Source organism: Pseudomonas sp. LB3P93, from assembly GCF_054898025.1.
This window is the reverse complement of record NZ_CM142713.1, coordinates 1,935,766-1,956,952: the sequence shown is the minus strand read 5'-3', so window position 1 is coordinate 1,956,952 and position 21,187 is coordinate 1,935,766. Positions and strand designations below refer to the sequence as shown.

Below are 21,187 nucleotides of genomic sequence, written 5' to 3'. Positions count from 1 at the left end.
GGCAACAGATATTTTTGCGCAACATCTCAAGCAAATTTTTCAGCCGCATATCCGCTAGCTACTATTGTCAAAATAACGTTGCACTCGCGAGCACACGTAAAGCAGTAGCTGAACCCGACTTCCGAAGGATCGATCAACGCCAGTTCCTGCGACAAGGGGGTTACATCCTTCACAAACATCTCTGACACCTCCGCACCTACTGCTCCAACAGACTTAAAACCCAGGACATTTTCAAAGGTAATTATCCAACGCTCTTCCTGCCAATCTAGAAACGCTATAAAGATGCGCTCACGTTCACACGTTATTTTTTCAATGGTGCCGTCTGAAACTGGGAATTTTGTCATTTTAAAGTACCTGGATGTTTCTCACCGGCAATGAAGCCAGTTCCGTGACCGAGTTGATATCCCTCGGGCTTGACTTTAACAACAGCCTTCTTTTTATCTGCCTGACTCCAACTTAAGTGACTAGGCTTAAGTTCTAAATGATAGTGTTCACCATGATGCCTCGCATTAAATGGTCCAGCATCTCCGGGATGACTTTCAAATCTAATAATCGTATCCGCGTTAGGTCGCCATGCCATTCTTTGACTTCCATGTTGGGTAAGTGAAACTTTGGGCTGGACTCCTAACGCTTCCGTAAGCTCATTTGGATCATCAGGAAAGTGAGTGTAGGCGTTCGGCAGAGCCGCCTCACCCTCATCAACCTTAACGCCAGTCGTATCATCCGGCGCCTTACACCCAGCCATACCCGACTGCGGACAATTCCCGCTCAACCCCAACGGATCAACCCACCCCGTCGGATTCGGCGTGTACTGATACTGATTGAGCCCACCCGCCAACTTCACCGGGTCCGGCGTCAGGTACCGGCCAACCTCCGGATCATAGTACCGATGCCGGTTGTAATGCAGGCCGCTCTCGGCATCAAAGTATTGCCCTTGAAACCGCAACGGTTGCTCAAGTTGCTCACCCCCGCCTAACGCAAGGTGCGTGACTTTGCCGTAGACGTTGTACTTCGCCGACCACACAATCTCGCCACCAAAATCGGTCAGTTCTTGCGGCGTGCCGAGGTGGTCGAGTTGGTAGTAGAACGGGCAGGCCTTGCGCGGGCCTTTGCCGTCGAGCATGGCCAGGAGGCGGAAAGTGCCGGGTTCGTAGACGTAGCTGCGGTAGTGTTCGCGGCTGCTTTCGGCGATGAGGTTGTCGCCTTGCCAGAAGAACTCGGTGGTTTTGCCGTCGACGGTTTTGGCGATGCGGCGGCCGAAGGCGTCGTATCGATAACTCGCGCAACGTCCGTTTGGCATCGTGACGATAACCAAGCGGTGCTGGCAGTCGTAGCGGTATTCGGTGATAAGTTTTTGCGCGGTGCCGCGGCGTTCACGAACCAAATTGCCGAAGGCGTCGTAGTCGTAGTGCCGGTCGCCCTGCATCAGCAGGCGATTACCTTTAACGGTCGCCAAACCGGGTCGATCCTGCATCAGCAGGTTGCCGGCGGGGTCGTGGGCGAAGGTTTCCGGTGGGTCGTCGCGGGTGTGGCGGACTCGGGTCAGGCGGTTGAGCGGGTCGTAGTAATAGCTGCGTTGGCCGTGGCGGCTGTCGGCGATGGTCGCGAGGTTGCCGTTGACCGCGTAGCCGTAATGGCGCATGTACAGCGGTCGGGTTTGCTGGTTGATCGCGTGGGCTTGTAGTCGGCCTTGTTCGTCGTAGTGGTATTGGCTGGTGAGTTGGCCTTGCTGGCGTTGTTGTTCGCGGCCGAAGGCAAATTGGTGGGTGGTGAGCCGCGCGCCGTTGAGGTCGATGGCGGTCAGCGCGCCGCCCTTGGCGTGGTGGTAATCGAGCTTGCTGCCGTCCGGCAGGCGCAGGCGGTTGAGCTGGCCGCAGGCGTCGTAGCCATAACGCAACGTGCCCCAACCTTGATGCTCGGTGATCAGCCGGTCTTGTTGGTCGTACTCGAATTCCAGCGGATGGTCGTGGCCATCGTCGACACCGATCAGCCGACCGAGGCTGTCGTAGCGGTATTCGACCTTGATGCCGTCGGGTAGCGTTTTGATCAGCAGGCGGCCGGCGGTATCGCGCTCGTACTGCGTGACGAGCTGCGAACCGTCATCGCCGAATTCTGTTTTCTCCAGCAGGTGACCGTTGAAGTCGTAGGCGTACGCGGTGCGTTGGCCGTCGAAGCCGATTTCCTGTCGGATCAATCCGTTGGGCGCGTAGTCCAGCTGATATTTTTCGCCGGATTCGTTTTCGATCTCGGTAAGAAGCAGTTGCGCGTTGTCGTAGCGATACTTGAGCTGGGTGCCGTCGGCGTTAAGGCGACGGCTGACCAGATGCAAATCGTCGAGGTATTCGTAGCGCGTAACGCGGCCCAGTTCGTCGCGTTCGGCGGTGATCTTGCCGTAGGCGTTGTAGCTGTAACCGCGAACGGCTCCGGTCGGCAGCGTCGTCTGGATCAGGCGGCCAACGGCATCCCATTGCGACTTGGTGACCGCACCGTGTTCGTCCTGACGGGTAATCTGCCGCCCCAGCGCATCGTAGGAAAACCGCCTTACACCACCGTCCGGCAGTGTCTCTTCGACCAGTTGCCCCAAGCCATTCCAGACGAAAACATGCCGACTGCTATCCGGGTAACGGATCGACAGCAGCTGACCTTTTTCGTCGTAGTGATAGTGGGTGATGTGGCCGTCGGGGTCGGTCGCTTCGGTGATGTCACCCTGGGCATTGCGCTGATATTTCCAGACGGCTTTGCCGCGATAGCGCGCGTGCAGGAAACCGTTGCGGTACTCGTAGGACGTCGGCTCGTCTTCCGGCGGAATCAACGCAACAAGGCGTCCGACTTCGTCGTAACGGTATTCGGTGATGGCGCCGAGCGGGTCTTGCTCGGCAATCAGCCGACCCTGGTCGTCGTAGGCCTTGATGTGTTCGCCGCCGTCCAGCTCGACCTTGCGCACCAACCGCGCCCGCTCGTCGTGGACGTAAACCTCTTCGCTGCCGTCGATGTTGTGGACGGTGACGCTGCCCTCGTCATCCCAGACATACCGCGCATCCATCTGTGAAAACGACGCCCAGTGGCGGATGCATCTGGCGGCCTTGCCGGACCTTTCCCACTCCCAGAAGAAACTTGCCCCACCGGCCAGTTGCCGCTGGAGAATGACGTGCTGATCGTCGTAGTCGTAACGCTCGCTTTCGTTGGCAGCGTTGGTGGCTTCGATGAGTCGGGCGCGTTCGTCGTAGCGGTAAGAGACCAGTGTTTGCTCGGTCTTCCAGGCTTCTTCGAGGGACGGGGCCGGGACAAAAACCTGATAGTCGACGGCAACCAGATGGCTGCGCTCATAACGCAAGAGCAAGGCGCGGCCGGCACCGTTGTCGAGGCGCTGGATACGGTCCTGGCGGTCGCGGGCGATGCGCAGTCGGTTATCGTAAGCGTCGCTGATCGCTGTAAGAAAACCGTTATGAAAGTGGTAGAACCGTGCCTCGTCGCCGGCCTGGGCGAGGATCAGTTCTTCGGGTTCATTGCCGAGGTAAATCGCGGCGCGCGAGAGGCTGTTGTGGATCGCCGGACGCTCGCTGCTCGGTAACGGGAAAGCGGTGCGACGGTTTTCGTGGTCGATCCAGATGACGGTGTCGTCGTCGATTTCCAGCCGATGAGATAACGAATGGCTCCAGCCGAATCCGAGGCCGGCATCGATTTCGGCGGCACTGGTGCGGTAGAGCCGGGTGAAGTCGAACGGCAGGATGCCGTCCAGCGTACCGTCGGTGAGGGTCAGCAGTTCTTCGCCGGTGACCATCGATACCGGGCATTTGTTGGTGGCGGTTTTATCGACGGAGTCGGCGCTGTCGCCGTTGGGGTTTGTGGCCTGCTTTGAGGCGTCGTCGTGGTGTTCGTTTTGCTTGAGCGTGGTGTTGCGTTTGGCATCCCAACGCAATTGCATGCGACCTTTTTTCAGGCCCGCAGCTACACCGCGTGCGGCTACTTTTTTGTAGCGATCAACGTAAGTAATGAAGCTGTTGATGATTGTGAAAATCGCTTTGACCAGGCGCAGAACTGCACTGAGCAACTGCGCGCCCCGATCAGCCAGTCGCATCGTCAAATAAGCGATGCCAGCCCCTGCCCCGGCAAAGGTCAGAACGATGCCGATCAGGATATCGATCAACAACTGCACCACCAGTGTGGACAGCGCTTCGGCGGTTTTACCTGCAATCTCGCTGGGTGGCAGCATGTCCAGCCATAGGCTCGCGCAGCGGACCAACAGGCACAGCGCCGCTTCGTCACTGGCCAGCAGCTGGGCTTTTTCCATGACCTTCGGTGCGGTTTTCGCGAGCCTTTTCAGCTCTTCGGCACTCTCGCCCAACCGCTCACCAAACTTTCCGGGGTCCTTGAGGATGTCTGAAACCAGACTGATGCTGTCCCACACACCCTCGATCGCCGCCCAACTTCCCGCCAGCAATCCATTACCAGCGGCGGCAAAAGTCGACTGCGACCATTGCGGTTTGAAACCTTCCCATTCTTTACGCAGCCAACCTTCCAACTCTTGGGTCAGGCCATCATAGGAAGAGAAAAGATCTTCAACTTGCTGCGGTGTGACTTCGCTGTGAACGTGAATGCGGTAGAACTTGCCCTCTTCCCCCTCAAAGGTCCCTTTGCCATTTTCGTCGAGCGTGACCTGCTTTATGTCTCCGCTCTCAGCCGCAATCACATCGACCTGAATATTTCCCACAGGAATGTCATAAACCGATTCGAACTTGCTCTCGATTTCCAGCATCCCACCCTTGGGGCACTGCACGACGGTGGAGATAAAATCGTCATCGCCGCTGCTCACAATGGTGCTGGTATTACCGAACCCAACGATCCGTTCCATCCCCATCAGCGAAGGCAAATCAGCCGTGTGACTGACCTTGTCTGCCGCCTGGCTAAGCCAATGCTTTAGCTGTTCACGGTAGAGGGACAGGGTGTCCGGAAAACGGTCGAGTGCCTGCTCGATGCGGGTGATGTGCTCCATCAACGCACCGAACGGCATGAAGTGGGGTGGAAAATCGGGTCGAACATGAGCAATCCCTCGCGCAGAAAATGGAGCGCGCGAGACTTTGCGGGGGATCAAACAGGAAAGAAGTCAGGGAAGTAGGCGATGAGCGTAGGAAAAATCCCTAATTAACAACCCATGAACAACGAAATGGCCAAAACACAAACGTGGCGGGCTTCGCAGGCCAAACATCACGCGAAGAATGTGCCGGGGTATAGCGTGCATGTGATTGATAGTCTGACAGTGCCGGTGGCTGAAGAAGCCTTGATTGCCGGGCATCGCTAATCCTGCTTTTGTGGCGAGGGAGCTTGCTCCCGCTGGGCTGCGCAGCAGACCCAAAACCTAACTGCAATCCCAAATCCTTCGGCGAGGGGCTTGTCGGGCAGCCCCGAAAAACCATGAACTCCGGCACACCTGAAAATCCGGATTGCAGGTTTTGGGGCCGCTGCGCAGCCCAGCGGGAGCAAGCTCCCTCGCCACAAATCAGCGCTAGACGCTACTCCGTCGCCTGCGCCCCCAACCGCCGCCCAACTACATCCAGCACATCACACCCATCACGCAACGGAATCGCACAGAGCAACGCGAAGTCGCTGAGAATCATGGAATCGCACTCAATCGAACCACGCATGGAGAGGTTCTCCAGCACTTGGGTTACGGCTCGGATTCGGTAGCGGACAGCGTCGGTCAAAATATCGAGCGGTGCGTGGGTGTCGACGAACAAGGTGGGCATGTCGCTGCAATTGCTGGTGAGCGCCATGAAGCGGTTATCGGGATGAGGAATTTGTGGGGTATATGGCGGATCTGGAGTCAGTGTTTTCATTAATTTAATGCCTAACGTATGGATTGGAGCCGCCAGAAATCACTTCCACGCCATAGGTGGCGGCTGAACGCGGGTGTGGAAGACCGAGACGTTAGGCACTCGGCGCACTCGAAAGCGCCCCGCGCACAGCCACCATAAAACACAGCCGAAAAAACGCCGAATGGGTGGCGCTTGACGCGCCTAACGATAGAAGGGCTTCCACGCCCTGTCACTGAATTTGCAGTGACCGCCAAAAGACTATCGATGAGACACGTCGCGCACCAGTTCATGAAAGCCGCCACAACTCGAAGGAAATCTCCGATGGATTTACACGGCTTTAAACGCGCAACACTTTGCGGATGATCAATCAGGAAAGAAGTCAGGAATGGACGATGTTGGCGTAGGGCAATTCTCTATTACATCGCCACTAATAAACGAACCGCCAGAAACGCAAACGTGGCGGGAGGTTTCCCTCACGCCACGTTCACTTGTCGAACAGCTATGTATTTATTTCGCTGAATCGCGAGATGCCAACTCTTTCAGTTTCATCTCAGCCAACGGATGCCCCGCCTTAGCCGCCATCCCCCAAAACCGCGCCGCTTCAGCCGGATCCGGTGCCTTGCTCGGTGTCCCCGCCAAACTGATCACGCCCACCTGATACGCCGCTTTGCCATCCCCCGCCAACGCCGCCAGATGCAGCAATCGAACGCCTTCCTCACGAGCCCCAAGGCCGACGCCGCGAAAGGTCAGAATGTGGCCATAGAAGCTTTGCGCGCCGACGTCGCCCAGGTTGGCCATGCGCGCGAACTGGCCTTCGAGCCAGCTCCAGCCGCGGGGCTGTCGCACGAACCACGACCAATGAAACAACCGGCGGGCCAGCCAGTAACCGGCCCGTGCCTTGAGCTTTAAAAACACTCAGGCCTCCGCCGATTCCGGGTACTCGTATTCGAACACACGCACCACTTCCGAGGCGTGCCACGAAGCGGCAGCAACACCGTCGGACGGCCCGGAAAAACGCCCCAGGCGTTCGACGCATTCGAAGAAACCGGTGCGTGGCAAGCGACTGGCGCCCTGGCTGATCACCAGCGAGCTGCGCAGCGGCTGCTCGGCCTTGGCGTCCAGCGCGGCCAGATGCTCCAACGCCGCGGTGAGGGTTTGCATGGCCGGCGTGGGCAACTGCAAACGTTCCAGCAAGGCTCGATAAGTCAGCAGATGGCGCTGGCGGCGGGCCTGATCCAGCTCACCCAGCAACCCGTCCCAATGTTGACGACTGATGCGTACGCTCACGTTTCATCCCTCCACCCTGGCACCGTCAGTTCCCAGGCCAGGCTGCGGCGAATCGCAGCGTCGGGTAGACGCTCGCCACTTTCGATCAAGGCCAGATAAGACGGGCTGATGCCTACCGTGCGGGCGAGCGCCTCAATGGCGATGCCCTTCCCTTCGCGCAAACTGCGTAGTTGATCCAGACCCGGAAGAATCTGGTCTGGCGATGCTGCGTGACGCACCGGCGTGTCGGGTGCCGGTTGTTCGTTGATGCCTGCTGCTTTCAGTAGAGCCTGATACTGAGCCCATGGCAAAACCGCATATTCGGGCTCGCCTTCGCGTGTGATTATCTGAATATCCATGACTTCCCCGTAGGACAACGACACTTAGCGAGTCGGCACTTTTCCCTAGAAGTGTAATCCTAACAGCGGCCACGGTCGCGGGGGGTATGAATATAAGGACGATCCTCAATCAAATCAGGTTTTTTTCGGGCCCTGAAGCTGAAGTTGCTCTGGGGTATCGGGGAGGCGCTCAGCCATCGCGAGCTTCTCCGGCAATTGGCGATTGCGCCAGGCACGGAACGCATTGAGTTCGTCATCGAGGACTTTCATCAACCAGGCCAGCACGGCGATGTCATCGAGCATGCCAAACATCGGGATGAAGTCCGGAATCGCGTCCACCGGGCTGAGGAAGTACATCAGGCCGGCCACCACCGAGATCAGCGCCTTCGGGCTGATAGCGCGGTACTCGCCGCGCCAGTAGGCCAGGCACAACGCCTGCAACAGGCGCAAATCGTCCTTGAGCTTGCCCAATCGGTTGCCTTGGCTGGCACCTTTACTGGCGACGGCAAACAGCAGAGTCGGCAAACGTCCACGGGCGAGCAGGCGTCCGGCGAGTGGCAGGAAACGAGCGAAATTCCAGGGTGCTTTCATCATTCCTCCCGCTGAAATGTTATCCACACAAATTGTGGATAACCTTGTGAACAGAGCTATTTTTCACGCCTGAAAGCCCCGTTTCATAAGGGCTCAACTCAGATCGGGCGTTTTTTACTCACATAAAAAAACCCAAGATTTCATTGACTTGGCGCGCCAGCGCGGATAGCACGGGCGTCTCAATGGCTATGACTGCAACGTACAGCATCCGTTCGCTTTGTTTACCCTCGCTGAACGCCAGATGCAACAACGCCCCGCATAAAGCGAGGCGTTGTTTTTAAAGCAGACGCTGATTACTTGGCGGCGTCTTCTTTTGCTGGATCCTTGATCGCCAGCAGTTCCAGGTCGAATACCAGCACCGAGTTGGCTGGAATCGCCGGGCTTGGGCTTTGGGCGCCGTAGGCCAGTTCGCTAGGGATGTACAGTTTGTACTTCTCGCCAACATGCATCAGTTGCAGGCCTTCGACCCAACCCGGAATCACGCCGCTGACCGGCAGATCGATCGGGCTGCCACGCTCGACGGAGCTGTCGAAGGTAGTGCCGTTGGTCAGCTTGCCGGTGTAGTGAACAGTCACTACGTCGGTCGGCTTAGGCTGTGCGCCATCAGCTTTCTTGACCACTTCGTATTGCAGGCCCGAAGCAGTGGTGGTGACACCGGCTTTCTTGGCGTTGTCTTCGAGGAATTTCTTGCCAGCGGATGCCGACTCTTCGCTCATTTTGGCCATACGCTCTTCAGCACGCTTCTGCAGTGCTGCGAAGGCTTCAACCAGCTCGTCATCCTTCAGCTTCTGTTCTTTCTTGCCGACGGCATCTTCGATGCCTTGGGCTACGGCTTTGGAGTCCAGGTCATCCATGCCTTCCTGAGCCAGGCTCTTGCCCATGTTCAGGCCAATCCCGTAGGAAGCTTTTTGCGCCGGGGTTTTCAGCTCTACGCTGGTCTGCGAATCACAACCCGCAAGTACCAGGCTAACCAGGGCCACCGCCGCCGCCAACCGATGCTGTTTCATGCTATTTCCTTGTTCATGCGCCTAAAGGGCAATCGAGTAAAGCCGCGAGCTTATCAGGCGGCCACGACCAATGGCTACCGGCATGAGAGCAGGAAACTTCTGATAAGTTCAGGTGTTTTAACGCATTTCGGGATTGGAATGATGAAGCTTCTGTCATCTTGGGCCCACAGAGACGGGTACCGTATCCCACAGCATCTGGCGTAATGGCCACTTGCCCCACCTCTGACACTGAGGCATAAGAGAGCTACAAATCGACAAGGATGTTTATCTTGCGCCTCTTATTCCGCCTGCTGGTGCTGTTCGCTGTGCTGTTGGGGCTGGGCCTGGCCGTGGTTCTGTACTACGTCGCCAACCCGAAACTGCCGACCTGGTCCCCCGCGCATGAGGTGCGTTATCTGGAGCAGTGGAGCGCCGCCGACCGCCAGACTTACTACTTCACCCCCCAGGGCACTCAGGTCAAAGGCTTGCGCTATGACTGGTTCAAGGAACTCGAACTGCCCTTCTCGGAACAACGATTTGCCGCCCCCGAGTACCTCGCGCGCTTCGGTTTCCTGATCGACCGCGACCAGAGGGACAGTCCGAACAACAACCCTGGCAACTTACCCGTGGGTTTTGCCCGCCATCAAAACCCTGGCAGCCAGGACGAGTACCTCGACATCACCTGCGCCGCCTGCCACACCGGTGAATTGCGTTTCAATGGCCAGGCCGTGCGTATCGACGGAGGTTCGGCGCAGCATGTCCTGCCTTCCAGCGTTCCTACACTGCGCGGTGGCAGTTTCGGACAAGCGCTGGTCGCCAGTCTGGTCTCGACTTACTACAACCCGTGGAAATTCGAACGCTTCGCCCGCAACGTGCTGAAAGAGAACTACGACGCCCGGCATCAACAACTGCGCAAAGACTTCAAAACCTCTCTGAATACCTTCGTGAAGATTGCCTGGAACGATACCCATCGTGGGCTCTATCCGACCGAGGAAGGCCCTGGCCGCACAGACGCCTTCGGGCGTATCGCCAACGCCAGCTTCGGCGACGCGATTTCACCCGATAACTACCGCGTGGCGAATGCCCCGGTGGACTACCCGCAATTGTGGGACATGTGGACCTTTGACTGGGTGCAATGGAACGGCTCGGCGCAGCAACCGATGGCCCGCAATATCGGTGAGGCGCTCGGCGTCGGCGCCACCCTGAACTTCTTCGACGCCAACGGCCAACCGCTGAAAGGTGACGAGCGTTATCCGTCGAGTGTCCGCTTGCGTGACCTGCACCAGATCGAACAAACCCTGCAACGGCTCAAACCGCCGGCCTGGCCGGAAGACGTGCTGGGCGCTGTCGACAAGCCCCTGGCCGTCAAAGGTCGCGAATTGTTCAGCGAAAACTGCGCCGGTTGCCACGTGCCCCGATCGGTCCAGACCAACGGACGCTGGGTGCAACACCTGAAAATGCTGCCGGTGGACTACATCGGCACCGACCCGGGCGCGGCCAATAACATCGCCGACCATCGCTTTGACCTCAGCGCCTTGCAATGGGACCCGGCGGAACTGGCGAAACTGGATGTGCAGTTGCAGCCACCGCCCGCCGAACCGCTGGACATGAGCAAACTCTCGTCCGCCAAGGGCCTGGCCTACGTCACCGCATTCGTAGGAAACCGCGCTTACCGCGAGGCGGAAATCCCCGAGGCCGAGCGCCCTGAGATGGATGGCTTCGGCCTGCCGATTGGTGTGCGCGAACTGCGCGCCTACAAGGCCCGACCATTGGCCGGTGTCTGGGCGACGGCGCCGTTTCTGCACAACGGATCGATACCGAGCATTTATCAACTGCTCTCGCCCCAGGATGAACGCGCAACGACGTTCTACAAAGGCACGTTCGAGTACGACCCCAGACACCTGGGTTATCGCACCGAGGCCTTCACCAATGGCTTCAAGTTCGACACGCGCATCACCGGCAATCACAACAGCGGCCACGAATTCCGGGCTGGCAAGCGTGGCAACGGCGTCATCGGTCGCCTGCTGCAACCGGAAGAGCGCTGGGCGCTGCTGGAGTACCTGAAAGTGTTGGGCGGCCCCCTGGAGGCACAATTGCCATGAGCAGACTCTGGATCTGGTTTGGCGCTTTTCTCGGCAAAACCCTTTTGTGGTTGCTTGGACTGGGAGTGCTCGGTTGGGCGCTGGCCACGGCGTGGTTTGCCTGGCAGCACCGGGGGCCGGTCTCGGCTGAAGAGCTGATCCCGGACGGCGAAGCGGCGATGACTCAGGACATCATTCAGACCGCCGTGCGCATCGTCGATCAGCACCGTGAAAGCACCCGCTATCTGCGCGATGCGCATGCCAAGGCGCACGGTTGCGTCAAGGCCGAAGTCCAAGTGTTGCCGGATCTGGCGGACGGGCTGCGTCAGGGCGTGTTCAGCGAACCCGGCAAAACCTGGCAAGCGACGATGCGACTGTCCAACGGCAATGCCTATCCGCAGTTCGACAGTATCCGCGATGCCCGGGGCATGGCGATCAAGCTGCTCGATGTGCCCGGCAAGCAACTGCTCGCCGATCAACCAAGCCGCGGCGAACAGGACTTCGTGATGTTCAGCCACCCGAATTTCTTCGTCAGTGATGTCGCCGAATACCGTCAGAATGTGGCCGCTCAGGCCGATGGCAAGAAGCTGACGGCGTTTTTCCCCGGCTGGGATCCGCGCACGTGGCAGGTTCGTCATCTGTTTATTGCCTTGGCGACACTCTCCCCGGCCCCGGAAAGTCCGACGCAGACGACGTACTTTTCGGTTTCGCCCTACAAGTTTGGTGACGCCAACGCCAAATTTCGGGTCATGCCGGACCCCGACAGCTGCCCGGCCTACACCTTGCCGACGCAGAATCAGAAGCTGCCGAATTTCTTGCGCAATGCGCTGAACCAGCAATTGTCGACGGATCGAGTGCCCGCGTGCTTCGTCTTGCAGATCCAGCGGCAGGATCCCGGCAAATTCATGCCGATCGAGGACACGAGTATTGAATGGAAGGAAAAAGATGCGCCGTTCGAAACCGTGGCGCGGATCAAACTGCCCGCCCAGGATTTCGATACGCCGGCGCTGAACGTTCAATGCGACAACCAGTCGTTCAATCCGTGGTTCGGGCTTGAGGCCCATCGACCGATTGGCGGCATCAACCGCCTGCGCAAAGCGGTGTATGAAGCCGTGAGCGATTACCGCCACAGCCGCAATGCCGAGCAATAAAACCAAATCCCAGACGACAAAAAGCCCGCATTAAGCGGGCTTTCTGTGTGGTGACCTGGCGTTCAGCGTTCCAGGTTACCGAATATGGCGCAGCGGACGGGACTCGAACCCGCGACCCCCGGCGTGACAGGCCGGTATTCTAACCGACTGAACTACCGCTGCGCGTAGCGTTGAAAGTAAGTGGTGGGTGATGACGGGATCGAACCGCCGACATTCTGCTTGTAAGGCAGACGCTCTCCCAGCTGAGCTAATCACCCTTTACCTTCGTTGCGGGGCGCATTGTGCCACAGATTTTCATAAAGTGTTGATTTAATTGAATAATTTTTCAAAAAAATCTGAAAACCGGTAACACGACACGACCTGCAGGAACAACGTACAAACTGTGGGCAGAAAAAAACCCGCGTGAGCGGGCTTTTCCGTGGTGACCTGGCGTTCAGCGTTCCAGATTACCGAATATGGCGCAGCGGACGGGACTCGAACCCGCGACCCCCGGCGTGACAGGCCGGTATTCTAACCGACTGAACTACCGCTGCGCGTAACACTAAAGCGAATGGTGGGTGATGACGGGATCGAACCGCCGACATTCTGCTTGTAAGGCAGACGCTCTCCCAGCTGAGCTAATCACCCTTCACTTTCGGTGTGGCGCGCATTCTACGGAGCGACCCAACCTCTGGCAAGCACTTTTTTAAATAATTTTTGCAGGCCTTCCAAAGGCTTAGAGAAGGGTTGGCCTATGGCTTCGCTAAGAGAATAATGCCCCCCTTTGTATAAAGGAGAGACTCGCCCCATGTGGTTCAAAAACCTGCTTATCTATCGCCTGACCCAAGATCTGCCTTTTGATGCCGAGGCGTTGGAAACTGCACTGGCCACCAAACTGGCGCGTCCATGTGCAAGCCAGGAGTTGACCACCTACGGTTTCGTCGCGCCGTTCGGCAAAGGCGAAGATGCACCCCTGGTGCACGTCAGCGGCGACTTCCTGCTGATCTCCGCCCGTAAAGAAGAGCGCATCTTGCCGGGCAGCGTCGTGCGTGACGCCGTGAAGGAAAAGGTCGAAGAGATCGAAGCCGAACAAATGCGCAAGGTCTACAAAAAGGAACGCGACCAGATCAAGGATGAAATCATCCAGGCGTTCCTGCCGCGTGCCTTTATCCGTCGCTCGTCGACCTTCGCGGCCATTGCGCCGAAACAGGGTCTGATCCTGGTCAACTCGGCCAGCCCGAAACGTGCCGAAGACCTGCTGTCCACCCTGCGTGAAGTGATCGGCACCCTGCCGGTACGTCCACTGACCGTGAAAATGTCGCCGACCGCGACCATGACTGAATGGGTCACCACCCAGAAAGCCGCGGACGACTTCTTTGTACTGGACGAGTGCGAACTGCGCGACACCCACGAAGACGGCGGCATCGTGCGTTGCAAGCGTCAGGACCTGACCAGCGAAGAAATTCAGCTGCACTTGAGCACCGGCAAAGTGGTGACTCAGCTGTCGCTGGCCTGGCAAGACAAGCTGTCTTTCGTCCTCGACGACAAGATGGTGGTCAAGCGCCTGAAGTTCGAAGACCTGCTGCAAGACCAGGCGGAACAGGACGGTGGCGAAGAAGCCCTCGGCCAGCTGGACGCCAGCTTCACCTTGATGATGCTGACCTTCGGCGACTTCCTGCCGGCACTGGTTGAAGCGTTGGGCGGTGAAGAGCTTCCGCAAGGGATCTAAAGCCTTGTGATCTCTACTGTGGGAGCGAGCCTGCTCGCGATGGCGGAGTGTCAGTCAACATCAATGTTGAATGTCAGTCCCTCATCGCGAGCAGGCTCACTCCCACATTGGTTTTGTGGTGTTCAATAAAATAAGGATCAGCCCGTGCGCGCCCTCGCTGCATTGAGTCGTTTTGTCGGAAACACCTTCGCTTACTGGGTACTGATTTTCGCGGTCGTGGCGTTCTTGCAGCCGACGTGGTTCATCGGCCTGAAAGGCGCGATCGTACCCCTGCTGGGCCTGGTGATGTTCGGCATGGGCCTGACCCTCAAACTCGAAGACTTCGCCGAAGTCGCTCGCCATCCGTGGCGCGTGGCGCTGGGCGTGGTTGCACATTTCGTGATCATGCCCGGCGTGGCGTGGTTGCTTTGCCAGGCGTTTCACCTGCCGCCGGAAATCGCCGTCGGCGTGATTCTGGTCGGCTGCTGCCCAAGCGGCACCTCGTCAAACGTGATGACCTGGCTGGCGCGCGGCGACCTGGCGCTGTCGGTGGCCATCGCCGCCGTCACCACCCTCCTCGCTCCGCTGCTGACACCCGCGCTGATCTGGCTGCTGGCCTCGGCGTGGTTGCCGGTGTCCTTCATGGAGCTGTTCTGGTCGATCCTGCAAGTGGTGCTGTTGCCGATCGTGCTCGGCGTGGTTGCCCAGCGGCTGTTGGGTGATCGGGTGCGCCATGCAGTGGAAGTGTTGCCGCTGATTTCCGTGGTGAGCATCGTGATCATCGTCACCGCCGTGGTCGCCGCCAGCCAGGCGAAGATTGCCGAATCCGGCCTGCTGATCATGGCCGTGGTGATGCTGCACAACAGTTTCGGTTACCTGTTGGGCTACTTCACCGGGCGCCTGTTCAAGTTGCCGCTGGCCCAGCGCAAATCCCTGGCACTGGAAGTCGGCATGCAGAACTCCGGGTTGGGTGCCGCGCTGGCCAGTGCGCACTTCTCGCCACTGGCGGCAGTGCCTAGCGCGTTGTTCAGCGTCTGGCACAACATTTCGGGGGCGTTGCTCTCGACGTATTTCCGACGCATGAGCGAGAAACAAGACCGGGAAATCGCGGTTCAGCAAGCGGCCGAGTAACCCGAAAACTTGATCCCCGGATTAATGATGGGCACTCTATTGCGCAACGCGAGGACGACCTCGCGGCTCGATCGAGTCATTAATCTGGGGACGACCCCGTCAATCGATGGAGGTCTTTCATGTCCTGGATCATTCTGTTTTTCGCCGGACTGTTCGAAGTGGGCTGGGCCGTCGGCCTGAAATACACCGATGGTTTCAGCCGCCCTCTCCCTACTGCATTGACCATTGCCGCCATGGCCATCAGCCTTGGCTTGCTGGGCCTTGCCATGAAGGAATTGCCGCTGGGCACGGCCTATGCGATCTGGACGGGCGTGGGTGCCGTGGGCACGGTCATCGCCGGGATCATTCTGTTTGGTGAATCGATGGCGCTGTTCCGGCTGGCCAGTGTGGCGTTGATTATTGCCGGGTTGGTTGGCCTGAAGGTTAGCGCCTAGGCGACTACCGCCATCGTCGGAACGCCGCCCGGAGCAAGCCCGGCTCCCACAGTTTTTGCGGTGTGCCACACATTGTGGACACACCATAAATTCCTGTGGGAGCCGGGCTTGCCCGCGATGAGGCCCGACTAGTCACCGACTATCTAACTGTGCCACGCAAATCCCCGACCATCGCCTGCAATGCCGCAGGCTCTGCCACTTCAACCGCCACCGCCGGCCCCGCCACCAATGTCACCCGCGACCACAACCGACGAAACAACCCCTTGCCCGGATCGCGGCTGAAGAAACTCCCCCACAACCCTTGCAACGCCAGCGGAATCACCGGAACCGGTGTCTCTTCGAGAATCCGCACCAGCCCACCCTTGAACTCGCTCATCTCCCCGTCAGCGGTCAACTTGCCTTCCGGGAAGATGCACACCAGTTCGCCGTCCTTCAGATATTGGGCAATCCGCTTGAAGGCCTTTTCGTAGATTTGAATGTCTTCCTGACGCCCCGCGATCGGAATCGTCCCGGCCGTGCGAAAGATAAAGTTCAGCACCGGCAGGTTGTAGATTTTGTAATACATGACAAAGCGAATTGGCCTACGGACCGCGCCGCCAATCAGCAACGCATCGACGAATGACACATGGTTGCAGACCAGCAATGCCGCGCCTTCATCCGGGATCAAATCGAGGTTGCGATGCTCCACGCGGTACATGGAATGGCTGAGCAGCCAGATCATGAAGCGCATGGTGAACTCGGGGACGATGCTGAAGATGTAGGCGTTGACGCCGATGTTCAGCAGCGACACCACCAGAAACAGCTGCGGGATCGACAGCTTGACCATGCTCAGCAGAACGATCGAGACAATCGCCGACACCACCATAAACAGTGCGTTAAGGATGTTGTTGGCGGCAATCACCCGCGCCCGCTCGTTCTCGGGGGTGCGCGACTGAATCAGCGCGTACAGCGGCACAATGTAGAAACCGCCGAAAATCCCCAGCCCCAGAATGTCTATCAGCACCAGCCAGGTGTGGCCAAAACCGAGGATTTCGATCCAGCCATGGCCGTCAACGCTGTCTGGAATACCGCCGGAATGCCACCACAGCAGCAAGCCAAACACCGTCAACCCGAACGAACCGAACGGCACCAGGCCGATCTCGACTTTGCGTCCGGAGAGTTTCTCGCAGAGCATCGAGCCCAGCGCGATGCCCACCGAGAACACTGTCAGGATCAGCGTCACCACGGTCTCGTCGCCGTGCATCCATTCCTTGGCATAGGCCGGGATCTGCGTCAGATAAATCGCCCCGACAAACCAGAACCACGAGTTGCCGACGATGGAACGCGACACCGCAGGCGTTTGCCCCAGGCCCAGTTTCAAGGTAACCCAGGATTGGCTGAAGATGTTCCAGTTCAGGCGCATGTGCGGCGATGAAGCTGCCGCCCGGGGAATGCTGCGACTGGCCAGGTAACCGAGCACCGCAATACCGATGATCGCGGTGGAAACGATGGGTGCGTAATGACTGGACGACATCATGATCCCGGCGCCGATGGTCCCGGCGAGGATCGCCAGAAATGTGCCCATTTCCACCAGCCCGTTGCCACCCACCAGCTCTTCTTCGCGCAGGGCTTGCGGCAGGATCGAGTATTTCACCGGCCCGAACAACGCCGAGTGCGTGCCCATGGCGAACAACGCCACCAGCATCAGCGACAGGTGATCGAACAGGAAACCGACCGCGCCGACCGCCATGATGGCGATTTCCCCGAGCTTGATCAGCCGAATCAGCGCGTCCTTGGCGAACTTTTCCCCGAACTGGCCGGCCAGTGCCGAGAACAGAAAGAACGGCAGGATAAACAGCAACGCGCACAGGTTGACCCAGATCGAACGGTCACCCTCGATCGTCAGCTTGTACAGAATGGCGAGGATCAACGACTGCTTGAAGATGTTGTCGTTGAACGCCCCGAGGGACTGCGTAATAAAGAATGGCAGGAAGCGCCGGGTGCGAAGCAAGGTGAACTGTGAGGGGTGGCTCATCTTCCATGTGTCCCTGATGTTGGGTAAAGAGTGGCTTGGCGATTTTTATTGGAATGTCGAACGTCGATCCAGGCCACACATTACCTAATCTTGGCAGGTTATTTGTTTAATCCTGCTATGCACGGCGAGACAAACAACTCGCCCCGCCACGCGCCCTGCACCGTACGTATGGAGACGATCAGCCACATCACTGCCAGCATCGCCACCAGCACGCAGCCAAAGACACTGAAAAACGCCAGGTTCAAAGTGCTGCCCAGTTTCAACGTCGTCAGCGAATAGACCCCCAGCGGGAAGGTGAAGCCCCACCAGCCGAGGTTGAACGGGATACCGTCGCGCAAGTAACGCACGGTAATCAGCAGCGCTATCAGCATCCACCAGAAGCCGAAGCCCCACAGCGTGATCCCGGCTACCAGGCCCAACCCGGCCGCAATTTCACCCATGCCCGGCAGGCCGTTAGCCGCAAAAATGGCCGGCGCATCGGCGCCCAGCAGCAACATGCCCAACGCCCCGGTGCCGATCGGCCCCAGCGCCAGCCAGCTGGAGGCGGCCATGTTTTCGTGAGGCAGTTTATGCAGCGCCATGCGCAACAACAGAATCGTCAGAATGCTGAACGCCACCGGCAGGGAAAAGGCCCAAAGCACGTAGCTGGTCGTCAGCACCACCAGTTGCGAATGGGCATCGGCCAGGTGCGGTGCCAGCAAACCACCGCTGGCGGCAGCCACCTCCGCCGCGACCACGGGTAACAGCCAGACCGCTGTCATCTGGTCGATGCTGTGCTCCTGACGAGTGAACATCATGTAGGGAATCAGCACGCCGCAGGCCACAGACATGGCCACATCGAGCCACCACAGCACTTCGGCAATATGAATCACACCGTCGCCCCAGCGCGGCAAGCCGAACACCAGGAAACCGTTGATGATGGTCGCCAACCCCATGGGGATAGTGCCGAAAAACATCGAGACCGTGGAGTGGCCGAAAATCCGTCGTGCCTCATCGAAGAACAGCACCCAGCGTGCGGCGTACGCTGCGGTGAACAACGCAAACAGGCAGATATTGAGCAGCCAGAGACCTTCGGCCACCGCGTTCAGACCGGGTATGGCAACGGGCAATTGCGCCAGCGCCAATGCCAGCACGCCCGTCCCCATGGTTGCGGCAAACCAGTTGGGGGTGAATTGGCGAATGGCCTCAAGCGGGTGCGGCAAATGGCTGAGCGGTTTGAAACCGAGGGTGGTGGTGTTAGGGCATGTCATGGCGAATTCCTCTTCCTCTGGTGAGGTGGAATTCATGGTAGAGATGAATCGAATATCTATATAACGGGTAATATCTCTAACTGTTATCTGTTTTACAGATATAGCGTCAGACACTGCCTTCAGTCTCGATCACCAGGATCCTCGCCGCGCCTAGCGGGTGGGCGACGTGTTCGGTACCGACAGACGCATAAAAGATATCGCCGACGTCCAGCAGCGCTTCCTTTTCGACGCCCTCTTCGCGGTAGCGCATCTGCACCTGGCCATCGAGTACGACGAACACTTCCTGCCCATCGTTGACGTGCCATTTGTACGGTTGATCCGTCCAGTGCAAACGGGTGGTGATGCCGTTCATGTTGGCGATATCCAGGGCGCCCCAGGCACGGTCAGCGGTGAAGGATTTACTGCGGATGATCTTCATGGGCGGTCCGTCGAGATGAATGACGGGCCAAGGCTAGCGGTCATCGAACATCGACGCCACAGACTTTGACAGGCAGCTGACGGATCAGCGCGAGCAGTGCGCCGACCGACAGGACAATCAGCACCGTGCCATAGCCATCGGTCGTGGCAACCAGACCAAAAGCTCGGGTCAGATTCCCTGCCAGCAACGACGGCAGGCAGAACGCCAGATAACTGAGCACATAAAACGCCGACATCAACCCGGCCCGTTCGTGAGGCAAAGCCATTGGCACCACACTGCGCAACGAGCCGAGGAAACTGGCGCCGAAACCGCATCCGGCGACCAGCGTCCCGATAAAGAACAGCGGCAGGCTGGCGCTGTGGACCGCCAGTAAAATCAGCGCCACACCCACGGGCAGAATGCTCGCACCGACCCGCAAGACTTTGTCGGCAGGACGACTACGCAAGGTGTAGATCATCAACGCGCCGGTGACGGTCAGCACTGCCACCGTGGCACCGCCAATCAGATTCGACGTCGATCCGGTGGCCGTCCGCACAAGGGACGGAGCGAGCGACGCGTAAAAACCGCCGAGCGCCCAGGCGGCGGTGTTGATCGGCAGCACCAGCCACAACGCACGCCGTGCCTGAACGGGCACATGCAAGGTCGGACGCAGCGAAGCCAACGCACCACGTTGTGGACTGACGCTTTCCGGCAGACGCCAGACGTACAGCGCCTGCAACCCGAACATCGCGAGCAGCACCCAAAAGGTCAATTGCAGCGGCAGCGGCGCAAACTCGGCCAACAGGCCGCAACCCATGGCGCCGGCAGCCATGCCGAGCAGCGGCGCAACGCTATTGACCAGCGGACCTTGCTGGCGATCAGTGTCCAGCAACGCGGCACCCAACACTGCCGTGGCCATCCCGGTAGCAAAGCCCTGAAGCACTCGGGCACTGATCAACAAGGCGACGCTGTCGGCATTGATAAACAGCAGCATGGCCAGCATGTTCAGCGCCACAGCGGTAAAGATCACCGGTTTGCGTCCCAGGTAATCCGAGAGCGAGCCGACCGTAAGCAGCGCGGCGAGCAAGCTGATGGCGTACACGCCGAAAATCAGGGTCAGGGTCGCTGCCGAGAATTGCAGGTGTTCCTGATACAAGTGGTACAGAGGCGTCGGCGCAGTGGAAGCGGCGAGAAAACTCAGTAAAGTAATCGCCAGAAACCACAGGCTGGAACGGTTTGATATCGAGCTGGACATGCGCACACTCCGCAAAAGCTAATTTGTTGCTTTTGCGGAGTGTGCTACTGGCCAGCGCTTAAAGCAAATTCTTTGTGTTAAGGTCCGCCGTATGGCTATTAAAGAAGGTTTACGCCCGGGCGGTCGAAGCGCCCGGGTGCAAGAGTCGATTCATTCGGCTGTCCGCGATCTGCTCGAAGAGCAGGAACGATCGACCGTGACCGTCCCGCAAATTGCTGCGCGCGCAGGGGTTACACCGTCGACCATCTATCGGCGCTGGGGCGACTTGTCGACGCTGCTGGCCGACGTCGCCCTCGCCCGCCTGCGCCCGGACAGCGAACCGGCCAACACCGGCAGCCTGCACAGTGATGTGCGGGCCTGGGCGGAGCAGTATCTGGACGAGATGAGTTCCGAGCCCGGCCGCAACATGCTGCGCGACGTGCAATGCAGCACCACACCGGTCTATTGCGCGACGATCATTGGCGGGCAATTGCAGACGATTCTGGATCGTTATCCAGATCAGCCGAAGCCGAGTGTCGACCGATTGATCAATCTGGTGGCGGCACCGACGGTGTTTCGTATCCTGTTTTCGGCGGCGCCGTTGGAGGTTGAGGAATTGCATCGGTTGATCGAGATTGCGTTGAATCAGTGAGGCCGCCTTCGCGGGCAAGCCACGCTCCCACAGGTTCTGCTTCGTTCACATAATCGGCGAACGACACAAAACCTGTGGGAGCGAGCTTGCTCGCGATGAGGCCCGCAATGACCACCCGGATCTGACTAATTAGCACCCTGCGACACCCCACCACGCCACGAC

The 21,187-nt window shown here is 58.6% G+C and carries 19 protein-coding genes and 4 tRNA genes; 7 read left to right on the top strand and 16 right to left on the bottom strand.

Annotated elements, in window-relative coordinates; all coding sequences use genetic code 11:
• Positions 1 to 26: 26 nt before the first annotated feature.
• Positions 27 to 344, bottom strand: coding sequence for a hypothetical protein (locus ACYZT8_RS08740; protein WP_461980353.1), 318 nt, complete (start codon positions 342 to 344; stop codon positions 27 to 29).
• Entirely contained in the window at positions 341 to 4,993 is a 4,653-nt protein-coding gene (locus ACYZT8_RS08735; RefSeq protein WP_461980352.1) for an RHS repeat-associated core domain-containing protein, read from the bottom strand. Before ACYZT8_RS08735 ends, ACYZT8_RS08740 begins: the two co-directional genes overlap by 4 nt.
• Before the next feature lie 171 nt (positions 4,994 to 5,164).
• Here ACYZT8_RS08735 and ACYZT8_RS08730 point away from each other — a divergent pair, with 171 nt between their 5' ends.
• Positions 5,165 to 5,299, top strand: a complete 135-nt coding sequence (locus ACYZT8_RS08730) for a hypothetical protein (RefSeq protein ID WP_461982660.1) — start codon at positions 5,165 to 5,167, stop codon at positions 5,297 to 5,299.
• 211 nt (positions 5,300 to 5,510) lie between these two features.
• Here the strand turns inward: ACYZT8_RS08730 and ACYZT8_RS08725 are convergent, their stop codons facing one another.
• The 6 genes from ACYZT8_RS08725 to ACYZT8_RS08700 form a co-directional block, all read right to left on the bottom strand.
• Positions 5,511 to 5,834: a hypothetical protein gene (locus ACYZT8_RS08725; RefSeq protein ID WP_461980351.1), complete on the bottom strand. Its 324-nt coding sequence runs from the start codon at positions 5,832 to 5,834 to the stop codon at positions 5,511 to 5,513.
• 486 nt (positions 5,835 to 6,320) lie between these two features.
• Positions 6,321 to 6,728 carry an SEL1-like repeat protein gene (locus ACYZT8_RS08720; RefSeq protein WP_461980350.1) on the bottom strand — a complete coding sequence of 136 codons (408 nt, stop codon included), beginning with the start codon at positions 6,726 to 6,728 and terminating at the stop codon, positions 6,321 to 6,323.
• A complete protein-coding gene (locus ACYZT8_RS08715; protein ID WP_003223109.1) occupies positions 6,729 to 7,100 on the bottom strand; it encodes a hypothetical protein in 372 nt (123 codons plus the stop codon).
• Positions 7,097 to 7,438, bottom strand: a complete 342-nt coding sequence (locus tag ACYZT8_RS08710) for a helix-turn-helix domain-containing protein (RefSeq protein WP_461980349.1) — start codon at positions 7,436 to 7,438, stop codon at positions 7,097 to 7,099. The genes ACYZT8_RS08715 and ACYZT8_RS08710 overlap by 4 nt, the downstream gene beginning before the upstream one ends.
• A 114-nt stretch (positions 7,439 to 7,552) precedes the next feature.
• Positions 7,553 to 8,008 carry a YkvA family protein gene (locus ACYZT8_RS08705; RefSeq protein ID WP_461980348.1) on the bottom strand — a complete coding sequence of 152 codons (456 nt, stop codon included), beginning with the start codon at positions 8,006 to 8,008 and terminating at the stop codon, positions 7,553 to 7,555.
• A 293-nt stretch (positions 8,009 to 8,301) separates the two neighbouring features.
• The gene (locus ACYZT8_RS08700; RefSeq protein WP_461980347.1) at positions 8,302 to 9,015 is read right to left on the bottom strand and encodes an FKBP-type peptidyl-prolyl cis-trans isomerase; all 714 of its coding nucleotides are present in this window, start codon (positions 9,013 to 9,015) and stop codon (positions 8,302 to 8,304) included.
• Positions 9,016 to 9,284: 269 nt separating this feature from the next.
• Between ACYZT8_RS08700 and ACYZT8_RS08695 the strand changes: the two genes are divergently transcribed.
• Entirely contained in the window at positions 9,285 to 11,096 is a 1,812-nt protein-coding gene (locus ACYZT8_RS08695) for a di-heme-cytochrome C peroxidase (protein WP_461980346.1), read from the top strand.
• Positions 11,093 to 12,226: a catalase family protein gene (locus tag ACYZT8_RS08690; RefSeq protein WP_461980345.1), complete on the top strand. Its 1,134-nt coding sequence runs from the start codon at positions 11,093 to 11,095 to the stop codon at positions 12,224 to 12,226. Before ACYZT8_RS08695 ends, ACYZT8_RS08690 begins: the two co-directional genes overlap by 4 nt.
• 85 nt (positions 12,227 to 12,311) lie before the next feature.
• Here ACYZT8_RS08690 and ACYZT8_RS08685 read toward each other — a convergent pair.
• From ACYZT8_RS08685 to ACYZT8_RS08670, 4 genes are all read right to left on the bottom strand, one after another.
• A tRNA-Asp gene (locus tag ACYZT8_RS08685) sits at positions 12,312 to 12,388 on the bottom strand.
• A gap of 19 nt (positions 12,389 to 12,407) precedes the next feature.
• Positions 12,408 to 12,483 (bottom strand) — tRNA-Val (locus tag ACYZT8_RS08680).
• 199 nt (positions 12,484 to 12,682) lie between these two features.
• Positions 12,683 to 12,759 (bottom strand) — tRNA-Asp (locus ACYZT8_RS08675).
• Between the two features lie 18 nt (positions 12,760 to 12,777).
• A tRNA-Val gene (locus ACYZT8_RS08670) sits at positions 12,778 to 12,853 on the bottom strand.
• A 160-nt stretch (positions 12,854 to 13,013) separates the two neighbouring features.
• Between ACYZT8_RS08670 and rdgC the strand changes: the two genes are divergently transcribed.
• The 3 genes from rdgC (at position 13,014) to sugE (ending at position 15,478) form a co-directional block, all read left to right on the top strand.
• Positions 13,014 to 13,934, top strand: coding sequence for a recombination-associated protein RdgC (rdgC, locus tag ACYZT8_RS08665; protein WP_109628681.1), 921 nt, complete (start codon positions 13,014 to 13,016; stop codon positions 13,932 to 13,934).
• A 144-nt stretch (positions 13,935 to 14,078) separates the two neighbouring features.
• Complete coding sequence (locus tag ACYZT8_RS08660; protein ID WP_461980344.1) at positions 14,079 to 15,044, top strand: bile acid:sodium symporter family protein; 966 nt, start codon at positions 14,079 to 14,081, stop codon at positions 15,042 to 15,044.
• Between the two features lie 119 nt (positions 15,045 to 15,163).
• Positions 15,164 to 15,478 carry a quaternary ammonium compound efflux SMR transporter SugE gene (gene sugE / locus ACYZT8_RS08655; protein ID WP_008013928.1) on the top strand — a complete coding sequence of 105 codons (315 nt, stop codon included), beginning with the start codon at positions 15,164 to 15,166 and terminating at the stop codon, positions 15,476 to 15,478.
• A gap of 139 nt (positions 15,479 to 15,617) precedes the next feature.
• Here the strand turns inward: sugE and ACYZT8_RS08650 are convergent, their stop codons facing one another.
• The 4 genes from ACYZT8_RS08650 to ACYZT8_RS08635 form a co-directional block, all read right to left on the bottom strand.
• Entirely contained in the window at positions 15,618 to 17,492 is a 1,875-nt protein-coding gene (locus ACYZT8_RS08650; RefSeq protein WP_461980343.1) for an MFS transporter, read from the bottom strand.
• 98 nt (positions 17,493 to 17,590) lie between these two features.
• Entirely contained in the window at positions 17,591 to 18,742 is a 1,152-nt protein-coding gene (locus ACYZT8_RS08645; RefSeq protein WP_461980342.1) for a TDT family transporter, read from the bottom strand.
• A gap of 106 nt (positions 18,743 to 18,848) precedes the next feature.
• Positions 18,849 to 19,160, bottom strand: coding sequence for a cupin domain-containing protein (locus ACYZT8_RS08640; RefSeq protein WP_461980341.1), 312 nt, complete (start codon positions 19,158 to 19,160; stop codon positions 18,849 to 18,851).
• A 40-nt stretch (positions 19,161 to 19,200) separates the two neighbouring features.
• Complete coding sequence (locus tag ACYZT8_RS08635) at positions 19,201 to 20,394, bottom strand: MFS transporter (RefSeq protein WP_461980340.1); 1,194 nt, start codon at positions 20,392 to 20,394, stop codon at positions 19,201 to 19,203.
• Positions 20,395 to 20,485: 91 nt separating this feature from the next.
• Here ACYZT8_RS08635 and ACYZT8_RS08630 point away from each other — a divergent pair, with 91 nt between their 5' ends.
• Entirely contained in the window at positions 20,486 to 21,025 is a 540-nt protein-coding gene (locus ACYZT8_RS08630; RefSeq protein WP_461980339.1) for a TetR/AcrR family transcriptional regulator, read from the top strand.
• The last annotated feature ends 162 nt before the right edge of the window (positions 21,026 to 21,187 follow it).